The sequence below is a fragment of the Enterovibrio qingdaonensis genome, assembly GCF_028683135.1.
Lineage (GTDB): Bacteria > Pseudomonadota > Gammaproteobacteria > Enterobacterales > Vibrionaceae > Enterovibrio > Enterovibrio qingdaonensis.
In genome coordinates this window covers 40,365-58,986 of sequence record NZ_JAJUBB010000019.1, presented here as the reverse complement: position 1 = coordinate 58,986, position 18,622 = coordinate 40,365, and the positions used below count along the sequence as shown (strand labels likewise).

At 47.4% G+C, this 18,622-nt stretch carries 20 protein-coding genes; 10 read left to right on the top strand and 10 right to left on the bottom strand.

Annotation, left to right across the window (positions count from 1 at the left end):
• Window positions 1-17 precede the first annotated feature (17 nt).
• Together ispA and xseB are read right to left on the bottom strand one after the other, a co-directional pair.
• Complete coding sequence (ispA, locus tag LRP49_RS20055) at window positions 18-917, bottom strand: (2E,6E)-farnesyl diphosphate synthase (protein WP_274144348.1); 900 nt, start codon at window positions 915-917, stop codon at window positions 18-20.
• Entirely contained in the window at window positions 910-1,155 is a 246-nt protein-coding gene (gene xseB / locus LRP49_RS20050) for an exodeoxyribonuclease VII small subunit (RefSeq protein ID WP_274144346.1), read from the bottom strand. The genes ispA and xseB overlap by 8 nt, the downstream gene beginning before the upstream one ends.
• Before the next feature lie 408 nt (window positions 1,156-1,563).
• Here xseB and pomA point away from each other — a divergent pair, with 408 nt between their 5' ends.
• From pomA to thiI, 3 genes are all read left to right on the top strand, one after another.
• The gene (gene pomA / locus LRP49_RS20045; RefSeq protein WP_274144344.1) at window positions 1,564-2,325 is read left to right on the top strand and encodes a flagellar motor protein PomA; all 762 of its coding nucleotides are present in this window, start codon (window positions 1,564-1,566) and stop codon (window positions 2,323-2,325) included.
• Between the two features lie 10 nt (window positions 2,326-2,335).
• Window positions 2,336-3,265, top strand: coding sequence for a flagellar motor protein MotB (locus tag LRP49_RS20040; RefSeq protein WP_274144343.1), 930 nt, complete (start codon window positions 2,336-2,338; stop codon window positions 3,263-3,265).
• 255 nt (window positions 3,266-3,520) lie between these two features.
• Window positions 3,521-4,969 carry a tRNA uracil 4-sulfurtransferase ThiI gene (gene thiI / locus LRP49_RS20035; protein ID WP_274144342.1) on the top strand — a complete coding sequence of 483 codons (1,449 nt, stop codon included), beginning with the start codon at window positions 3,521-3,523 and terminating at the stop codon, window positions 4,967-4,969.
• Between the two features lie 67 nt (window positions 4,970-5,036).
• Here thiI and LRP49_RS20030 read toward each other — a convergent pair whose 3' ends face one another.
• The 8 genes from LRP49_RS20030 to LRP49_RS19995 all read right to left on the bottom strand — a co-directional run bounded on the left by LRP49_RS20030 (window position 5,037) and on the right by LRP49_RS19995 (window position 11,767).
• Window positions 5,037-5,636, bottom strand: coding sequence for a DJ-1 family glyoxalase III (locus LRP49_RS20030; RefSeq protein WP_274144341.1), 600 nt, complete (start codon window positions 5,634-5,636; stop codon window positions 5,037-5,039).
• Window positions 5,623-6,513, bottom strand: a complete 891-nt coding sequence (locus LRP49_RS20025; protein WP_274144339.1) for a 2-dehydropantoate 2-reductase — start codon at window positions 6,511-6,513, stop codon at window positions 5,623-5,625. The genes LRP49_RS20030 and LRP49_RS20025 overlap by 14 nt, the downstream gene beginning before the upstream one ends.
• Window positions 6,514-6,625: 112 nt before the next feature.
• Entirely contained in the window at window positions 6,626-7,384 is a 759-nt protein-coding gene (locus LRP49_RS20020) for an outer membrane protein OmpK (RefSeq protein WP_274144338.1), read from the bottom strand.
• 255 nt (window positions 7,385-7,639) lie between these two features.
• Window positions 7,640-9,031 (bottom strand): AmpG family muropeptide MFS transporter, encoded by a 1,392-nt coding sequence (locus LRP49_RS20015; RefSeq protein ID WP_274144336.1) that lies wholly within the window; start codon window positions 9,029-9,031, stop codon window positions 7,640-7,642.
• 49 nt (window positions 9,032-9,080) lie between these two features.
• The gene (locus LRP49_RS20010; protein WP_274144334.1) at window positions 9,081-9,446 is read right to left on the bottom strand and encodes a hypothetical protein; all 366 of its coding nucleotides are present in this window, start codon (window positions 9,444-9,446) and stop codon (window positions 9,081-9,083) included.
• A 14-nt stretch (window positions 9,447-9,460) separates the two neighbouring features.
• Entirely contained in the window at window positions 9,461-10,033 is a 573-nt protein-coding gene (locus tag LRP49_RS20005; RefSeq protein WP_274144332.1) for a peptidylprolyl isomerase, read from the bottom strand.
• Entirely contained in the window at window positions 10,034-10,606 is a 573-nt protein-coding gene (locus LRP49_RS20000; RefSeq protein WP_274144330.1) for a YajG family lipoprotein, read from the bottom strand. It lies immediately after the preceding gene.
• A 27-nt stretch (window positions 10,607-10,633) separates the two neighbouring features.
• A complete protein-coding gene (locus LRP49_RS19995) occupies window positions 10,634-11,767 on the bottom strand; it encodes a methyltransferase (protein ID WP_274144328.1) in 1,134 nt (377 codons plus the stop codon).
• Window positions 11,768-11,890: 123 nt separating this feature from the next.
• Here LRP49_RS19995 and bolA point away from each other — a divergent pair, with 123 nt between their 5' ends.
• The 7 genes from bolA to nqrF all read left to right on the top strand — a co-directional run bounded on the left by bolA (window position 11,891) and on the right by nqrF (window position 18,559).
• The gene (gene bolA / locus LRP49_RS19990) at window positions 11,891-12,211 is read left to right on the top strand and encodes a transcriptional regulator BolA (protein WP_274144326.1); all 321 of its coding nucleotides are present in this window, start codon (window positions 11,891-11,893) and stop codon (window positions 12,209-12,211) included.
• Between the two features lie 506 nt (window positions 12,212-12,717).
• Window positions 12,718-14,058 (top strand): Na(+)-translocating NADH-quinone reductase subunit A, encoded by a 1,341-nt coding sequence (locus tag LRP49_RS19985; RefSeq protein ID WP_274144324.1) that lies wholly within the window; start codon window positions 12,718-12,720, stop codon window positions 14,056-14,058.
• Between the two features lie 3 nt (window positions 14,059-14,061).
• Window positions 14,062-15,306: an NADH:ubiquinone reductase (Na(+)-transporting) subunit B gene (locus LRP49_RS19980; RefSeq protein WP_274144322.1), complete on the top strand. Its 1,245-nt coding sequence runs from the start codon at window positions 14,062-14,064 to the stop codon at window positions 15,304-15,306.
• On the top strand, window positions 15,293-16,075 hold the full coding sequence (locus tag LRP49_RS19975; RefSeq protein ID WP_274144320.1) for a Na(+)-translocating NADH-quinone reductase subunit C: 783 nt from the start codon (window positions 15,293-15,295) through the stop codon (window positions 16,073-16,075). Before LRP49_RS19980 ends, LRP49_RS19975 begins: the two co-directional genes overlap by 14 nt.
• The gene (locus LRP49_RS19970) at window positions 16,068-16,700 is read left to right on the top strand and encodes an NADH:ubiquinone reductase (Na(+)-transporting) subunit D (RefSeq protein WP_274144318.1); all 633 of its coding nucleotides are present in this window, start codon (window positions 16,068-16,070) and stop codon (window positions 16,698-16,700) included. The genes LRP49_RS19975 and LRP49_RS19970 overlap by 8 nt, the downstream gene beginning before the upstream one ends.
• Before the next feature lie 7 nt (window positions 16,701-16,707).
• On the top strand, window positions 16,708-17,304 hold the full coding sequence (gene nqrE, locus LRP49_RS19965) for an NADH:ubiquinone reductase (Na(+)-transporting) subunit E (protein WP_078751158.1): 597 nt from the start codon (window positions 16,708-16,710) through the stop codon (window positions 17,302-17,304).
• A 31-nt stretch (window positions 17,305-17,335) separates the two neighbouring features.
• On the top strand, window positions 17,336-18,559 hold the full coding sequence (gene nqrF / locus LRP49_RS19960; RefSeq protein ID WP_274144317.1) for an NADH:ubiquinone reductase (Na(+)-transporting) subunit F: 1,224 nt from the start codon (window positions 17,336-17,338) through the stop codon (window positions 18,557-18,559).
• Window positions 18,560-18,622 lie beyond the last annotated feature (63 nt).

Genomic DNA, 18,622 nt, shown 5'->3' with positions numbered 1-18,622 from the left:
GCGCGACGTCATTGATTTTAGTTATTGCGCTCGATGATATACCGGGCGAATTGTTCCAGCTGTTCTGTATTGTAAGGGATTGCGTCAAGTGCTTGTAGTGCTTCTTTGTAAAGAAGCTCGGCTTTTTGCTTTGCACCTTCAAGTCCAAGCAGGGCTGGGTACGTACTTTTGTCTGCTGCAAGGTCGGAACCTTGTGGCTTTCCGAGGGTTTCTGTGTCACTGACAATGTCTAGAATGTCATCTTGCACTTGGAACGCGAGGCCAATGGCGTCAGCAAACTTATCTAACTGCGGCAGCCATTCCACACCTTTACTCCCTGCACCCAATGCACCCAAACGCACAGCGCAGCGGATTAATGCGCCCGTTTTGTTTCGGTGAATGGTTTCCAGCGTTTGGAGATCAACGTGTTTACCTTCAGCAGCGAGATCCATCGCCTGACCTAAACACATACCCTGCGCGCCGGATGCTGAGGACAATTCCTTAACCATATGAATACGATACGTATTGCCGTCGTTAGAAAGATCACCTTCGGCCAGGATAGTAAACGCCAATGTTTGGAGTGCGTCACCGGCAAGAATGGCAGTGGCCTCATCGAAAGCGATGTGGCAGGTCGGTTGGCCTCGACGTAACGCATCATCATCCATGGCGGGCAGGTCATCATGAATGAGTGAATAGGCGTGAATGCACTCGACTGCCGCGGCAGGTGTATCGAGATCGCGTAATTGTGCGCCAAACATTTGGCCCGTTACGTAGGTCAGAAAAGGTCGAACACGCTTTCCGCCCAGCAATGCGCCGTGTTTCATCGCCAGCACTAAAGGATGTGCAGCATGTTCAAGGCTGTCTATCCAGCGAGTCAACTGGTCGTTGTTACGGTGCTGATAAGCTTGAATCGTCGTTTTTAAGCAGTTATCACTCATCACGCGTATCTTCAAAAGGTTCTAAAGAGGCGTTGTCATCTTGAGCAAGAAGAATTTCGACGCGCTGTTCTGCATCAGAGAGCGTTTTTTGCCCTTGTCTGGCAAGTGAAATGCCACGCTCAAACTGTTTGAGGGCGGCATCCAACGGAAGATCGCCGTTTTCGAGTCCATTAACAATGGTATCCAACTCTTTAAGCGTTTCCTCGAACGTCATGTTCTCGGGTTTTTTAGCTGCCATGATAATCCTACTTTTCGTGTTCTGAATTCGTGAATTGAGGCTGGGAATGCAGCCTTACGAATCACAGATCAATGAGCATGGCGGAGAAATTAACTCAGGCCTGTTTAGGGGTCAAACGCTTGAACTGATTTCTGCGTCACTTGGGCACATTTCGGTGGGGAAGGGGTATTTATTCACCGTAATTGCTGGAAATTTCGACAGGATAACAATCTCAATCTTGTATCTTTGCTTAAATCAGCACATGGTGTCTCAACTTGTAAATGAATTCTGCATCTTGCGACGAGTTAGGTATAAAATTTAGGGGATGCGCTAAATCAATTTGCTCTGCTGCCGCTAACTAGATTAGCGGAATGCGCTGTCTGGTTATCTTTACTCATTTTTGGCTCTACGTTTTAAGGGGATGATTCTGTGGATCTGGCGACACTCATTGGAATCTTAGGTGCATTTGCTTTTATCGTTATGGCGATGCTGCTGGGTGGAACTATCAGCATGTTCGTCGATACACCCTCTTTATTGATTGTATTTGGCGGTAGTCTATTTGTTACCTTGATGAACTACACCATGGGGCAGTTTTTCGGCGCGTTCAAAATTGCGGGTAAAGCTTTTATGTTTAAAGCGGATGACCCGGAAGACCTCATTGCCAAGATTGTTGAGATGGCAGACGCCGCGCGTAAAGGTGGCTTCCTCGCGTTGGAAGAGATGGAAGTGCCGAACACCTTTATGAAAAAAGGGGTGGATATGCTGGTGGATGGTCATGATGCGGAAGTCGTTAAAATGACGCTCGCAAAAGACATCATTATGACGGAAGAGCGGCACGATAATGGTGCGCAGTTTTACAGTGCGATTGCTGACGTTGCCCCTGCGATGGGGATGATCGGTACACTGATCGGTCTGGTTGCTATGCTTTCAAACATGGATGACCCAAAAGCCATCGGTCCTGCAATGGCGGTAGCACTTTTAACAACGTTATATGGTGCGATGCTCGCGAACATGGTTGCCATCCCTATTGCGGCGAAGCTTCGTCTTCGTAAAGACCAAGAGAAACTCAACCGTCGATTGATTATGGATGGTTTGCTCGCGATACAAGATGGTCAAAACCCACGTGTTATTGACGGCTACTTGAAAAACTACCTCAACGAGAAAAAACGTACTGTTGACGTAGACGGGTAAGGAGTCGGATATGGAAGAAGAATGCAAATGTCCCCCCCCCGGGCTACCGGCTTGGATGGGAACGTTCGCGGACCTGATGTCTCTTTTGATGTGCTTTTTCGTACTGCTCCTTTCGTTTTCGGAAATGGACGTATTGAAGTTTAAGCAGATTGCGGGTTCGATGAAGTTTGCGTTTGGTGTGCAAAACCTTTTGGAAGTGAAAGATATTCCAAAAGGTACCAGTGTGATCGCGCAAGAATTTAGACCTGGCAGGCCAGAGCCGACACCCATTGAAGTGATCATGCAGCAAACGATCGACATGACGCAGCGTACGCTCGACTTTCAAGATGGAGAGTCAGATCGCGCGGGTGGTTCACAACGTGACTCTGCAAAACTCGACGGCGGCTCCACCGCAACGGACGCATCAATGCAAGAACAAGAGCAAGACACTGAGAAGATGTCGAGCACGGCACAGATGGTAGTTCAAGCACTTGAAAGGGAAGTGCAAGAAGGCGCGGTTGAAGTCGAAAATCTCGGCCAGCAATTAATCATACGTATTCGTGAAAATGGGTCGTTCCCAGCAGGCTCAGCCTTCTTACAGCCCAAGTTCAGACCGTTGGTGAGGCAAATCGCCGATTTGGTCAAAGATGTACCCGGTGAAATTCGTATTTCAGGCCATACCGACGACACCCCATTGGACTCTGAGTTGTACCGCTCAAACTGGGATTTGTCTGCACAACGTGCCGTCTCAGTGGCTCAAGAAATGGAAAAAGTGAAAGGCTTTGATGCAGAACGCATGCGTGTTGAAGGTTTAGCAGGGACATCACCAAGATATCCCAACGATTCCCCAACAAATCGGATGAAAAATCGTCGCGTTGAAATCTCCATTATGCAGGGTAAACCTAGAGAGTCGGAGTCCATTTCAGCCGAGGCTCCGATTGAGCCCATCCAAGAAAATTAAGGCCAAAGATCAAACAACCAGAGGCAGCATATTAACGCTGCCTTTTTTATTGGGGGTTCTTCTGCCACACGGAAGGGGGGCGGTACGACTTATGCCAAACGTTGCCTTACTTTTGCTTAATACCTGCAAGCATCCTTCTAGCACCAAGCACCAAGCACCCATAGAGGTCGCTGAATCCTCCCTTCAGGTTACTTGGGTATAAAGTATGCTTGATGTATAATCCGCGCCTTTATTAATGCTGTTGCGAAACCTGTTATGAAATTTATCGTAAAAATTCACCCAGAGGTGATGGTCAAAAGTGAATCTGTACGGAAGCGCTTCACGAAAATTCTGGAAACTAATATCCGAAATATTCTTAAGCGAAAGTCAGATTCAGTGTCGGTATTCAACCGTCGCGATCATATCGAGGTTTCGCTAAAAGAAGAGTCTGAGCGTCAAATGGCTTTGGATGTGCTGACTCGCACTCCAGGTATCCACCACGTTTTGGAAGTTGAGCAAACGCCATTTACTGATTTGCACAACATCTATGAAATTGTGACGGCAACGGTAGCTCACCAGTTGGAAGGCAAGTCGTTCTGTGTGCGTGCGAAACGTCGCGGTAATCACGACTTTACCTCTATCGATGTTGAGCGTTATGTCGGTGGTGGTTTGAACCAAGACGTTGCAACAGCACGCGTTCAATTGAAAAACCCTGATACGGTCGTGCACCTTGAAGTGGACAAAGAAAACGTAAACGTTGTTCGCGAGCGCTTCAAAGGTCTGGGCGGTTTCCCTCTTGGTACGCAAGAAGATGTGTTGAGCCTGATTTCAGGTGGTTTTGACTCAGGTGTTTCTAGCTACCTGCATATCAAACGCGGTAGCAAGGTGCATTACTGCTTCTTCAACCTTGGCGGTGCTGCGCATGAAATCGGTGTTCAGCAGACGGCATATTACCTGTGGGAGAAATTTGGTTCTTCTGCAAAAGTGAAGTTTGTTTCTATCGACTTCGAACCTGTCGTTGCAGAAATCCTTGAGAATGTAGACGACGGCCAAATGGGCGTGGTTCTGAAGCGTATGTTCATGCGCGCAGCGTCCAAGATTGCTGAAAAATACAATATTCAAGCACTGGTGACGGGTGAAGCATTGGGTCAGGTTTCGAGCCAGACGCTGACTAACCTGCGCATGATCGACAACGTGAGTGACTCACTGATTCTGCGTCCACTGATCAACTGGGACAAAGAAGACATCATCAATCTTGCTCGTCAGATCGGTACTGAGGATTTTGCGAAAACCATGCCTGAGTATTGCGGTGTGATTTCTCGTAAACCAACCATCAAAGCGGAAAAAGAGAAGCTGGAAGTGGAAGAAGCGAAGTTCAACTTCGATATTCTGGACAAGGTGGTTTACGACGCACGCATCATTGATATCCGTGATATCGAGAAGATCAGCAAAGAGAAAGCACCAGAAGTTGAACTGGTGGACGAGATCGCGAACAACGCAGTTGTTCTAGATATCCGTAGCCCAGAAGAAGAAGATGAAAAACCGCTAGAAATCGACGGTGCAGAGGTTGTTCACATTCCGTTCTTCAAACTGGCAACCAAGTTTGGCGATCTGGATCAGGGTAAAACTTATCTGCTTTACTGTGACCGTGGTGTGATGAGCCGACTGCAAGCGTTGTATCTGCAAGAGAATGGCTACAGCAACGTAAAAGTTTACCGTCCGTAGATTTGCCACGTTTCAAAAAAAACCGACCTCAGGGTCGGTTTTTTTATGTTTGTCATGACATGAGAAATCAGGCGAATTTCTTGTCGTAATGTAGGCTTGGAATTGCCACCATTGGGCCTACAACTTCTTTTGCCTTTTCTTTCCCTGCAAGCATGTAAACAATCTCGACGGCGAATTCGAGAGCCGTTCCAGGACCTTGGCTGGTGATCAGCTTATAGTCATGTTCAGTGAAAACGCGGCGAGAGTTTTGTTTGTCGGTTGGAATGCGGTCAATGAACGCTGGATGGCAGGTTTTATGCGCCTCTGGGAACAAACCGTTTTTCTCAAGCACCAATGCAGGGGCTGCGCAAATAGCGGCTACCCATTTTTGATCGCAGAGTTGTTGGCGGATCATCTCCACGACCAATGCGCTTTCACCAAGGTGTGTTGCACCCTCAACGCCACCAGGAAGCACAATGCAGTCGAACTCTTCGTCTGCCACTTTGACTAATGGCACATCGGCAATCAGTTTAACGCCGCGAGAACATGTCAGTGTTAGCTCACCGTTTTCTTCTGCGCTGGCTGTCGTCACGTTAAAGCCTGCTCTAACCATGATATCAATGACAGTGACAGCTTCCATTTCCTCTGTGCCAGGGGCCAGACAGACAAGTACACTAGGTGTGGTCATAGGATTGCTCCAGTTTTTTTATTGCGTGATATAGCCTTTCGTTTTCTGGAACGGCAATACCATGGAGGGTTGCTCGGTGGAGAAGGTATCCGGTGATGGCATCTATTTCTGAATGGCGGTGATAAAAGACATCACGATTCATCGAAGAGTAGTTTTCTGCGGTAGCTGAAGCAACTGCCAGTGCATTATTTAGTACCGCTTGGCGTGATATAGGTAGTCCTTCTTCACACATAACGTTACTCACTTCTTCACTCAGTTTATCGAGTACCGGTTCAAATTTTGCCTCTAAAAGTGCTCCATTTTGTATCTGCTCAAGTGCCGTTATGGGATTGATCAGGCAATTGATGGCAAGTTTCTTCCAAAGCGCATGTTGAATATTATGCTCCCAATAACAGGGGGCGAGCGCATGGTGAAATACGTCGGCCAAGAAATCGCATTGGTAGCCAGTAGGATTAATCCCACCGAGGCGGGTTTCGCCTACACCTGTATGTCGAATGGTTTCAGGTGTTACTTTTAGGCTGCCGTGAGAGGTCGTTGCCAATAGAATCGGGTTGTTTGGCAATGCGCTTAGCGCAATATCGGCTGAGCCCATACCGTTATGCATGAATACGACGGGTGTGTCTGGGTGAACCGACGTTTTAATGGCACTCAGCGTGTCTTTGACCTGAAAGGCCTTCACGCAAACAATGATACAGTCGCTCTCTGCCATGTCATCGACATTGTTTGCCGAGAAAACTAGAGGTGCTGAGCGTTCAGCGTGCCTTACGATCTGAGTGTCAGATTCGCGCGTCCAAAAATGAACATGATGCCCAGCCTCGTGAAGTTTGATTGCCCACAAGGAGCCCACCGCACCCGCTCCGACTATGGTGAAACGCATTGATTTGCCCTGTATCGATAGTTCGCTGAAAGGATACCATCAATCTGGAAAGTGGCGGAAAGCAAAAACAAAAAAGGCACCAGAAGGTGCCTTTTCTTTCATAATCTTGCGATTACAGGTGCATACCGATACGGAAGATTGCTGCGTCGCCGTAGCCGTCAACACCCAGCTTGTTCGCGAAGTAGCGGTAAGTCACGCTGGTGTATACGCGGTCAGTGATGTCGTAAGTCAGGCTTACACCACCGTTCAAACCAGTTGAACCATTTTGCATTACTTCGTATGCATCGTTGCGTGCAAACTCGATTTCGTTCCAGTTGGTAACCAGTAGAGGTTGACCTGCGATTTCGAAACTGTAGCCAGCTGACCAACCGAACATACCGCCGTTCATACCAGCAGCTTCACCAGAACCAGTGATTACATCGTGAACACCAATCCATGGTTTGAACCAGTAATTGTCGCCAGTCAGGCCAACGTAACCCATACCTAGAACACGGTTTTGTTCGTCGAATGCTGCACCTTCACCGCTTTGAGATAGGTCGTAAACTTGACCGTAAGCAGTTATATTGCCAGCAACTTTATAGTGCATAGAGAACTTAGCAGCTTGACCACGCTTGTCAGATGCTTCGTTTAGCTTCTCGTATTCGTAGAAACCGTAGATCTCACCCCAAGTAAAGCCTGCACCACCTTCAGCACCGATGGTGATGTGGTCATCACGACCTTCACTTACGTCAACGCCGTTGAAGCCTTGAGTACCATTGGTCCAAGTTAGGTAGTCGGCATACACATTACCGAAACCGTACAGATATTCAGCTTGAGCAGGTACAGCAGCGGCTGCTGCTAGAACGCTAAGTGCTACTACAGATTTACGCATCTTTAGTTCTCTTTACATCATCAGGATTGGGGGCAAAGACACCGTTGTGGTTGGACCTCCGCCGTTGCGAGCGCCATTCTAGGGGAAAGTTCAAAAAAGAAAATGCAATGAAATAGCAAACGTTTGCCAACTGTGATCTTGATCTCGTTGCAATGCATTACATTTGCGATAAGTGTTTCAAAGTATGACGTGAGTAAAGGTTTAAACAGGAAAAATGCGTTAGACCCGCGACATATGTCACGGGTTCAACAGAGTTTAGTGGGAGTTTTGCGCGTCAGAAAGGCGCTGAAAGTGTTTTCTCAATCCGACGATCATGGCAAGGCTAGGGATGACCATTAACGTTGTCAGGATAAAGAACAGTGACCACGGATTTAGCCAACTCACGTGATGCAGCCATTCAAAGCCTTCAATCCAGTCCACCATTGAGCCACTGAACGAGGAAAGGGTCGTTCTGCCGAGGTTGCCCAAAGAGGCTAGGAGCGCATATTGGGTTGCAGAAAAAGCCCTGCCCGTGAGGAAGGTTAAGAATGAAACAAAGGCAATGGTAGCGAATGCACTGGTGAAGTTATCGACCAAAATAGTGGCTAGGAACAAGTCTTTGTTTGGGCCAACTTGCGCCATGATGGCAAACATCAGGTTACTGCTTGCCATCGCCAAGCCACCAATCAACAAGCCTTTAACGACACCAAATTTTACGTTGATGGCACTGCCAATCAGGGTAAATACGACAGTCGCACCCCATCCAATAAGCTTGGAGTAATAACCGATGTCTTCATTGCTAAAGCCGACTTCTTTGTAGAATACAATCGACATGCGACCCAAAAAGGCCTCACCGATTTTGAACAAGAAAACGAAAAGTAATAACGTCAGTGCCACTTGAACGCCGTTGCGACGGAAAAATTCCGCAAACGGTTCTACAAGCGTGACAGTAAACCAAAGCGCAATGCGGTTTTTACCCATTTTCGACGTGTTATACCGCTGTTCGGCTTCAGCCTGTAATTCGTCGCGTTTAGATTCGGGTTCGCCGACAAAGAGCGTGAAAAGAATAAGAAGGCCAACAAAGGCGGCCATACCGTAATACACGCCGTTCCAACCGATAGAGTCGGCATTAATAAAGGCAAAGTAACCAGGAAGACTATATCCTGTCCACCATCCGATCACGGCCATTGCTGCGGCTTGAGGAAGTTTTGACTTTTCTTGCTCACCAAAGCTGTCGATACGAAAAGCGTCAATCGCAATATCCTGCGTGGCAGACACGACGGCGATGGTTAACGCCAGCATAGAGGTTAGCCAGAGGTTGAATGACGGGTCGGTGTTGGCTATCGCAAGTGTGCAGACAAGCATCACCAACTGCATGAGGAAAATCCAACTGCGTCGTTGCCCCAAGCGTTTATATAAATACGGGAGCTTCACACGGTCGATCAGCGGTGCCCACATCCAGTTAATGGCGTATACAACAAAGATGGAACCAAATAGCCCGATAGCAGTGCGTGTCAGGCCTGCATCTTTTAGCCAGCCGGACATGTTTGAGCCAATGAGTAGCCAAGGGAAACCACTGGCGCACCCGAGCATAAATACCCATAAGAGTCGACGGTCGAGATAACTTTCTAGTGTTTCTCGCCAAGAGAGAGTGGAGGCTTTGGACACGAGTAGCAGTCCTTGTTGCGCTTGAATGATAGAACCATGCTACCGTGCTTCAAGGACGAATGCCATGCGCGAAGTTTGGGATTTTTCCTTTGTTGATCAAATAACAAGCGCATTCTTGGATGCGTTGTTTCACAAAACGGTTACCTCGAAGCTCATCTTCACGTCGTGATTCGATGAGATAGACCAAATACCAGTAGACGGATTCATAGGAGCTTTCGGGTGTACCACTTGAAATCGCCAGTTGCCACCAATCCGTGAACTGTTTTTTAGTGGACACCACTAATTCGTCATAGTCAGATTGACGTATGATGAATCGGATAACATCCGCCGCATACGCCGGGGCATATTTTCCAATATGCTCTCCGGCGAAATGACCATTGTTCTGTTCGGGATTGTTTGCGATCAGTTCCAGCATTCCCTCACTACCTGTTACTTATTTGAGATGATGATTTTCTCAATAAGTATAGGTTGCTGAGGAACGTCGCGCATACGAGTTTCTGGTATTGTGACAGTTTTAACGGTTGCCATTTTTTCAACCGTATTAAAGCCTTCAATTACCTTACCAAACACGGTATAGCCGGGTTTGTACGCACTTCCGTCTAAGTTACTGTTGTTCTGAAGGTTGATATAGAACTGTCGGGTGGCAGAGTCTGGGTGTTGCTTACGTGCCATGGCAATGGTGGCGCGACTGTTGCTAAGACCGTTTTTGGACTCATTAACGACTTCACCGTAAGTACTCGGTTCTGGCTTGAAAGATTTATCATAGCCGCCACCTTGAGCTACAAACCCCGGGATAACACGATGGAACTGGGTTCCAACATAACTGCCGTCTTCCACGTACTTTAGAAAATTCTCAACCGTCTTCGGGGCTTTTTCTGGATACAGTTCCAGTTTGAAGTCGCCCAAATTTGTTTCAACTTCAACGATTGGGTTTGCTGCCAATGCTGGTAAAGCAAACAGCATCGACGTTGCGATCACTGCGCTTTTCAGGATTGTTTTCATTTAGAAATTCTCATTCAAAAAGGTATTAAGCTGCTTGTCTTGTGCAATGTCTTGCAAAACCGCTTCGAGCAGACTGTTCAATGCCACTTCCATTTCTTCTGTAGACACGCTGCTTGCACCTTCAGAGGTGGCTTTACCTGAGTAGCGTTTTACAAACTTGGTGCTTGCATTTTCAGCGACCAATTGGATTTGAACATTGGTTACCATGTTGTGAGACAGCATGGAGTGTTCAACTTTAACCAACGCATCTAGGACATCCAGGCGCACAGTGTTCGGGCTGTCGGTGCCGACTTTGAACCCTTGAGAGCTCAATTGACGAGACAACGCATTTTCCAGTACAACGCGCAAATTTGACGTTGCTTGAATAGGCTGTACATTTTTTCGTCCGTTGTCGACAACAGCGACAAATTGGGCGGTACGCAGGTCTCGGCTTTCTACGGTCAGTGATTTACCTTGAGCAATTGGCACATTAGAGATCGTCGGATTTGGTGCAATAGTTAACTGCGGCTCTCTTGGTGCAGAGCAAGCGCTCAATCCGAGAACGATACCAGTAATAAGCAGAAGTTTTTTCATGAGTTAACGCATCCCTTTAGTGTCTTGCTATTTTTGAGCTTCGACAATAACAAACTTTTGGTTAGAAGCAATGACTTGTGCATTGCCAAAAAGACGTTTCAATTTAGCATGATAGCCGAGGTGCCTGTTTCCAATAACAACAATACGCCCATTAGGCTCTAGAACCCGTCTGGCGTCACAAAACATCTGCCATGCGATGTGATCTGTCACTGCATGGAGTTGATGAAACGGAGGGTTGCAAAGTACCAAATCAGCGGTATTTTTTTCAAATCCGTCCAGACAATTATTCGCTAAACAATGAATACGACTTTCATCAATACCATGCTTTTCCAAATTTAACTTGGCTGATGCAACGGCCATAAAACTCTCGTCGACCGCGGTAATGGTTGCCTGCGGATTTAAACGTGCCGCCTGAATAGACAAAACACCGTTTCCACAGCCTAGGTCAATGATGTTTTTAATGTCTTCTGATTGCGGAATGTGTTCGAGCATCAAATACGCTGCGATGTCTAGGCTTTCAGAAGAAAAGACGTTGGCGTGATTCTCCAATGACAGCTTGTATTCGGGAACCTCAAAAGAAGTGGTAGCAGCCGGCAAGCGTTCAATGTGCTTTTCTTTTTGCGTGAAGATGAGTCGCGATTTCTTTTTTGCCAGTGAGGTTGTAGTTGTCCCCAGGTACTTTTCAAACAACTTGAGCGTAGAGGTATGAATATCTTTCGCTTTCGCCCCTGAAACGAGAACTAGTGAGTCATTTGTTAAGTGTGAAAGCTGCTGTAACTGCCAAACAAGAAGGCGGTTATTCTTCGGTAACTTCATCACGGCGAGGGTAATGTCTGACGGCAGTGTATCTACTGACGAAAGAAGATTAACCTTTTCAGAGGCAAGCGCATTCTCAGTCAGGTTCTGTTCAACGCTTTGCTGAGATAATAGCGAGTCATTGACAGTTGTGACACGCACTCCTTTCTGCGATGCCCAACAAGTTATCGCGCCAAAACTGTCGTTAAGTACCAACAAGTGACTATTCTCAGCAAGATCCATGCTCTCAAGGTGATCAATCAGATATTCGTCGGCAGCATCCCATGCTTGGAGCGACTCATTGTTTTGTAGTGGGTATCGGCGCAGTGATAGCGAAATACCGGCAATCTCTAATGTGGTTTTCATGGAAGGTGTCAGCGAAGCTCTTTGAATAATGCGTTATATTGTCGCAAATGAGAGGAATACTGCAATTATCTTGGGGCTCCCAAGGTGATTTTTGTGGTTTGATAATTAGGAAGTGAGGAAGTCATGGTCATCCAGCAGCGCATCGAAGAAAAACTAAACGCCGCTTTTTCGCCTATATATATAGAAGTTAAAAATGAAAGTTATATGCACAGCGTGCCTGAGGGGGCAGAAAGTCACTTTAAGGTGACGATTGTGAGTGCAGACTTTGACGGGCTAAGGCTGATCGCGAGGCACCGTGCGGTAAATACAACACTTGCCGACGAATTAAAAAATGATATTCATGCGTTAGCCATCCATACTTATACTGAACAAGAATGGTTAGAGTCGAAAGGAGAAGTTCCATCCTCCCCAGCATGTCGTGGCGGCTCATTGTTCGATAAGTAACGATTTAAAACCACGATTTAAAACCACGATTTAGGAAATGACGAATCGTGGTAATAAAAACGAAAAAGATAACGAGCAGTTAACAAGATCGGCCGAGAAATCACTCGCGGCGTGGTAATTTTGAGCAATTGTAAACCGTTTTGGTGTATTAACAACCCAGTAAAAATTCGCGTTGTTTTTTACGTCTTGTTACCGTTGTAACAGTTCGGAAACATGATTTTTACGCGTAAATTTGTGCACTTGCTCATATTAATTACCTACAAGTGGCGATAGTTTGCTCAGTTGCCGAAAATTCAGTGTGTATCACGGTGTTTGCCGTGGAATAGCGACTTTGGTTGATGGTAGAATCCACCGCTTGAATACTAACCCTGCACGATGAATTGTTGCAGGTTAGTGATGAGGAAGTTGCGAAGGCGAGGCTTGGAATGGGTCCGCCAGACAGTGGAAAGTCGTGTATTAACTGCGCAATAACAGAATTTTTTCCCGTTAATGTAGTGCAAGTGCGTATGATTACAATAAAAAAGGGTTTGGATATCCCAATTTCAGGGACTCCTGCTCAGGTGATAAATGATGGCCCAGCCATCAAAAAAGTCGCCTTGCTTGGCGAAGAGTACGTTGGTATGCGTCCAACGATGCATGTTCGTGTTGGGGATGTAGTGAAAAAAGGTCAGATTCTTTTTGAAGACAAAAAGAACTCAGGCGTTAAATTTACTGCTCCTGCAGCAGGTACTGTGGTTGAAATCAATCGTGGTGCTAAGCGTGTTCTTCAGTCTGTTGTCATCGAAATCGAAGGCAACGAGCAAGTCACTTTCAATAAATATGAAGCTTCAGACATCGCAGGCTTGGACCGTCAGGTTGTTGTAGAACAACTTGTTGAGTCAGGCATGTGGACTGCGCTTCGTACTCGCCCATTCAGCAAATCGCCTGCGGTTGACGCAAGTCCTGCGGCTGTATTTGTTACTGCGATGGACTCAAACCCACTAGCAGCAAACGCTGAGCTGATCATCAACGAACAGCAAGACGCATTCGTGGCTGGTTTGGATGTGGTTTCTCGTCTGACTGATGGCAAAGTATTTGTGTGTAAAGGCGAGTCTAGCCTGCCACGCAGCAAGCAGTCGAATGTAGAAGAGCATGTGTTTGCAGGCCCGCACCCATCAGGTCTGGTTGGTACTCATATCCACTTCCTACGCCCTGTTGGTATGGATGTGCAGGTATGGCACCTGAACTATCAAGATGTTATTGCTTTCGGTAAGCTTTTCCTAACGGGCGAGCTATTCACCGATCGCGTTATCTCTCTTGCGGGTCCGGTTGTAAACAATCCACGTCTGGTTCGTACTCAAATCGGTGCGTCTCTAACTGAACTTACCGACAAAGAGTTGATGCCTGGAGAAATCCGTCTCATTTCTGGCTCCGTACTAAGTGGTACACAAGCTGGTGGTGTTCACGGCTACCTAGGTCGCTTCCATCTTCAGGTAAGTGCTCTGCGCGAAGGTCGTGAGAAAGAATTGTTTGGCTGGATTGTTCCAGGTAAGAACAAGTTCTCTGTTACCCGTGCTTTCCTTAGCCAGTTCTTTAAAGGCCAGCTGTTCAACATGACAACCACTACTAACGGTAGTGAGCGTTCTATGGTGCCAATCGGCAGCTATGAGCGTGTTATGCCATTGGACATCGAGCCAACTCTGTTGCTTCGTGACATCTGTGCAGGTGATCTGGACAGCATGGCGCAACTGGGCGCACTAGAACTAGATGCTGAAGATCTTGCTCTGTGTACTTTTGTTTGCCCTGGCAAGTACGATTTTGGCCCGATGCTACGCGAGTGCCTAGATCAAATTGAGAAGGAAGGGTAAGCAATGAGCCTGAAGAATTTCCTTGAAGATATCGAGCATCACTTCGAGCCAGGTGGTAAGCACGAGAAGTGGTTTGCACTGTATGAAGCAGTTGCAACTCTTCTTTACACCCCAGGCCAAGTGACCAAACGCGGTGCACACATTCGTGACAGCATCGACCTGAAACGCATCATGATCATGGTGTGGATTGCCGTATTCCCAGCAATGTTCTGGGGTATGTACAATACAGGTCACCAAGCTGTTCTTGCACTGAATGCTATGTACAGCGGTGATCAGCTAACAGCGATCATTGATGGTAACTGGCACTACTGGTTGACCGAAATGGTCGGCGGTACGCTTTCAGCTGAAGCAGGCTGGGGCAGCATGATGTTGCTGGGTGCAACATACTTCCTTCCTATCTACGCAACCGTATTCCTGGTTGGTGGTTTCTGGGAAGTGCTGTTCTGTATGGTGCGTAAGCACGAAGTAAACGAAGGCTTCTTTGTTACTTCTATCCTGTTTGCACTGATTGTTCCACCTACACTTCCTCTGTGGCAAGCAGCACTGGGTATTACCTTTGGTGTTGTTGTTGCGAAAGAAATTTTTGGTGGTACCGGCCGTAACTTCTTGAACCCTGCGCTTGCTGGCCGTGCGTTCCTGTTCTTTGCATACCCTGCACAGATTTCAGGCGACTTGGTTTGGACTGCGGCTGATGGTTTCTCGGGTGCAACTGCTCTGAGCCAATGGGCTGTGGGTGGTCAAGGCGCACTGGTTCACAATGTAACCGGTCAAACCATCTCTTGGATGGACGCGTTCATTGGTAACATCCCAGGTTCTATCGGTGAAGTATCTACGCTGGCAATCCTGATTGGTGGTGCAATGATCGTAGCGATGCGAATCGCTTCATGGCGCATCATTCTGGGTACCATGATTGGTCTGGTTGCAACTGCAACATTGTTCAACATCATCGGTTCTGACACCAACCCAATGTTCAGCATGCCTTGGCACTGGCACTTGGTTCTGGGTGGCTTTGCATTCGGTATGATGTTCATGGCAACCGATCCAGTTTCTGCGTCGTTCACCAATAAAGCAAAATGGTGGTACGGCATCCTGATCGGTGCGATGGCAGTGATGATTCGTGTGGTTAACCCAGCTTACCCAGAAGGTATGATGCTGGCTATCCTGTTCGCGAACCTGTTTGCACCGCTGTTCGACAACCTGGTAGTTCAGGGCAACATCAAACGGAGACTGGCTCGTGTCAAGCAATAACGATAGCATTAAAAAAACGCTGACCGTAGTTATCGCACTGAGCCTAGTTTGTTCAGTTGTGGTTTCTTTCGCGGCTGTTTCTCTGCGTCCTTTGCAAGAGAAAAATGCCGTGCTGGACGTGCAGCGCAACATCCTTTCTGTTGCTGGCATTGATGCTCAAGGCAACATCACAGGTACTTTCGAAAAATTCATCGAACCGCGTTTGGTTGACCTGAAAACAGGTGACTTCGTGGGCACGGTGGAAGAAGCGAAAAACTTTGACCTGCGTATCGCATCTTCAGATCCTACTCAGTCAGAAAAACTGACTGCAGACAAGGATATCGCGAAGATCGGTCGTCTGTCAGAAGTGGCGAAAGTGTACCTAGTGAAAAACGACGAAGGTAAAACTGAAACGCTGATCCTGCCGGTACACGGTAGTGGTCTGTGGGGCATGATGTACGCTTTCGTTGCTTTGAACACTGATGGCAACACTATCGAAGACATCGCTTACTACCAACACGGTGAAACACCGGGTCTGGGTGGCGAAGTTGAAAACCCACGCTGGCGTGCTCAGTTCCACGACAAGCTGCTGTTTGATGACAAAGGTTATCCAGCACTGAAAGTGGTTAAAGGCGGCGCACAACCTGGTGATGTTCATGGCGTAGACGGCCTGTCTGGTGCAACTTTGACGTCTAACGGTGTTCAGCACACGTTTGACTTCTGGTTCGGCGACAGCGCGTTTGGCCCATTCCTGAAGAAAGTTCAACAGGGAGAGCTGATCAATGGCTGATACTAAAGAACTGAAAAAGAATCTGTGGGGCCCACTGTTAGACAACAACCCAATTGCCCTTCAGGTACTGGGTGTGTGTTCTGCGCTGGCAGTTACCACTAAGCTGGAAACAGCATTTGTAATGACCATTGCGGTAGTATTCGTAACGGCATTCTCTAACTTGTTTGTTTCTGCGATTCGTAACCACATTCCTAACTCTGTACGTATCATCGTTCAGATGGCGATCATTGCATCGCTGGTAATCGTGGTTGACCAGATCCTAAAAGCTTACGTTTACGACATCTCTAAGCAGCTGTCAGTATTCGTTGGCCTGATCATTACCAACTGTATCGTAATGGGTCGTGCAGAAGCGTACGCAATGAAGTCTGCGCCGCTGCCATCTTTCATCGACGGTATTGGTAACGGTCTGGGCTACGGCTTTGTACTGATCTCTGTTGGTTTCTTCCGTGAACTGCTGGGCTCTGGCAAGCTGTTCGGCGTATCAATTCTGCCTCTGACTTCAGAAGGTGGTTGGTACCAGCCAAATGGCCTGATGCTACTAGCTCCATCAGCGTTCTTCCTGATCGGCTTCCTGATCTGGGCTGTACGTACGTTCAAACCTGAACAAATTGAAGCGAAGGAGTAAGGACGTAATGGAACATTACATCAGCCTGCTGGTTCGTTCGATCTTCATCGAAAACCTAGCACTGTCTTTCTTCCTGGGTATGTGTACTTTCCTGGCGGTATCCAAGAAAGTTAAAACCTCTTTCGGTCTGGGTGTTGCGGTTATCGTAGTACTGTCTGTGGCCGTTCCGGTTAACAACCTGATTTACACTTATGTACTGAAAAACGGTGCGATTGTTGAAGGCGTGGATCTTACTTTCCTAAACTTCATCACTTTCATCGGCGTTATCGCGGCACTGGTACAGATCCTAGAAATGGTTCTGGACCGCTTCTTCCCGCCGCTATACAACGCATTGGGTATCTTCTTGCCACTGATCACCGTTAACTGTGCGATCTTTGGTGGCGTATCTTTCATGGTTCAACGTGACTACAACTTTGTCGAGTCTGTGGTTTACGGTTTCGGCTCAGGTGTGGGCTGGATGCTAGCGATTGTTGCGCTGGCAGGTATCCGTGAAAAGATGAAGTACTCTGATGTACCTCCTGCACTGCGTGGTTTGGGTATTACCTTTATCACTGTAGGTTTGATGGCGTTGGGCTTTATGTCTTTCTCCGGTGTTCAACTGTAAGTCGGGTAAACCGCGAATTAAGGAATAGTCAATGGACATTATTCTTGGTGTAGTGATGTTTACTCTAATCGTACTGGCTCTGGTACTGGTGATTTTGTTCGCCAAGTCCAAGCTAGTACCATCAGGTGACATCACCATCTCTGTAAATGGCGATCCAAACCTTGCGATCACCACTCAACCTGGCGGCAAGCTGCTGGGCGCATTGGCTGGTGCAGGCGTATTCGTATCATCAGCGTGTGGTGGCGGTGGCTCTTGTGGCCAGTGTCGCGTGAAAATCAAATCTGGTGGCGGTGATATTCTGCCAACAGAGCTTGATCACATCAGCAAAGGTGAAGCACGCGAAGGTGAGCGTCTGGCCTGTCAGGTAGCAATGAAAACTGACATGGACATTGAGCTGCCAGAAGAAATCTTTGGTGTTAAAAAGTGGGAATGTGCTGTTATCTCAAACGATAACAAAGCAACCTTCATCAAAGAGCTTAAGCTACAAATTCCAGACGGCGAGTCAGTACCGTTCCGTGCGGGTGGTTACATCCAAATCGAAGCACCTGCTCACCATGTTAAGTATTCGGATTTTGATGTACCAGAAGAGTACCGCGAAGATTGGGACAAGTTTAACCTGTTCCGTTTCGAGTCTAAGGTAAACGAAGACACGATTCGTGCTTACTCAATGGCGAACTACCCTGAAGAGTTCGGCATCATCATGCTAAACGTGCGTATTGCTACGCCGCCACCTAACAACCCAGACGCGCCTCCAGGCATTATGTCTTCGTACATCTGGTCGTTGAAAGAAGGTGATACTTGTACAATTTCTGGCCCATTTGGTGAGTTCTTCGCGAAAGACACTGATGCAGAAATGGTATTCGTCGGCGGTGGTGCAGGTATGGCACCTATGCGTTCGCATATCTTTGACCAGCTGAAGCGTCTTAAGTCTACGCGTAAGATGTCTTTCTGGTACGGTGCGCGTTCTAAGCGTGAAATGTTCTACGTGGAAGACTTCGACGGCCTGCAGGCTGAGAATGAAAACTTCGTATGGCATTGTGCACTGTCAGATCCTCTTCCAGAAGATAATTGGGAAGGCTACACCGGCTTTATCCATAATGTTCTGTACGAGAACTACTTGCGTGATCACGATGCACCAGAAGATTGTGAGTTCTACATGTGTGGACCTCCAATGATGAATGCGGCTGTTATCGGCATGCTGAAAGATCTGGGTGTTGAAGACGAAAACATCTTGCTGGATGACTTCGGTGGTTAATCGCCCCTGAGTCTGAAAGAGAAAATGGCTGGCCTCAGGGTCAGCCATTTTGTATTCAAGGTC

Bases quoted from the DNA above. Each gene is read 5' to 3' on its own strand.
- ispA (WP_274144348.1), bottom strand. From the start codon at position 917: ATGAGTGATAACTGCTTAAAAACGACGATTCAAGCTTATCAGCACCGT.
- xseB (WP_274144346.1), bottom strand. From the start codon at position 1,155: ATGGCAGCTAAAAAACCCGAGAACATGACGTTCGAGGAAACGCTTAAA.
- LRP49_RS20040 (WP_274144343.1), top strand. From the start codon at position 2,336: ATGGAAGAAGAATGCAAATGTCCCCCCCCCGGGCTACCGGCTTGGATG.
- thiI (WP_274144342.1), top strand. From the start codon at position 3,521: ATGAAATTTATCGTAAAAATTCACCCAGAGGTGATGGTCAAAAGTGAA.
- LRP49_RS20030 (WP_274144341.1), bottom strand. From the start codon at position 5,636: ATGACCACACCTAGTGTACTTGTCTGTCTGGCCCCTGGCACAGAGGAA.
- LRP49_RS20025 (WP_274144339.1), bottom strand. From the start codon at position 6,513: ATGCGTTTCACCATAGTCGGAGCGGGTGCGGTGGGCTCCTTGTGGGCA.
- LRP49_RS20020 (WP_274144338.1), bottom strand. From the start codon at position 7,384: ATGCGTAAATCTGTAGTAGCACTTAGCGTTCTAGCAGCAGCCGCTGCT.
- LRP49_RS20010 (WP_274144334.1), bottom strand. From the start codon at position 9,446: ATGCTGGAACTGATCGCAAACAATCCCGAACAGAACAATGGTCATTTC.
- LRP49_RS20005 (WP_274144332.1), bottom strand. From the start codon at position 10,033: ATGAAAACAATCCTGAAAAGCGCAGTGATCGCAACGTCGATGCTGTTT.
- LRP49_RS20000 (WP_274144330.1), bottom strand. From the start codon at position 10,606: ATGAAAAAACTTCTGCTTATTACTGGTATCGTTCTCGGATTGAGCGCT.
- LRP49_RS19995 (WP_274144328.1), bottom strand. From the start codon at position 11,767: ATGAAAACCACATTAGAGATTGCCGGTATTTCGCTATCACTGCGCCGA.
- bolA (WP_274144326.1), top strand. From the start codon at position 11,891: ATGGTCATCCAGCAGCGCATCGAAGAAAAACTAAACGCCGCTTTTTCG.
- LRP49_RS19985 (WP_274144324.1), top strand. From the start codon at position 12,718: ATGATTACAATAAAAAAGGGTTTGGATATCCCAATTTCAGGGACTCCT.
- LRP49_RS19980 (WP_274144322.1), top strand. From the start codon at position 14,062: ATGAGCCTGAAGAATTTCCTTGAAGATATCGAGCATCACTTCGAGCCA.
- LRP49_RS19970 (WP_274144318.1), top strand. From the start codon at position 16,068: ATGGCTGATACTAAAGAACTGAAAAAGAATCTGTGGGGCCCACTGTTA.
- nqrE (WP_078751158.1), top strand. From the start codon at position 16,708: ATGGAACATTACATCAGCCTGCTGGTTCGTTCGATCTTCATCGAAAAC.
- nqrF (WP_274144317.1), top strand. From the start codon at position 17,336: ATGGACATTATTCTTGGTGTAGTGATGTTTACTCTAATCGTACTGGCT.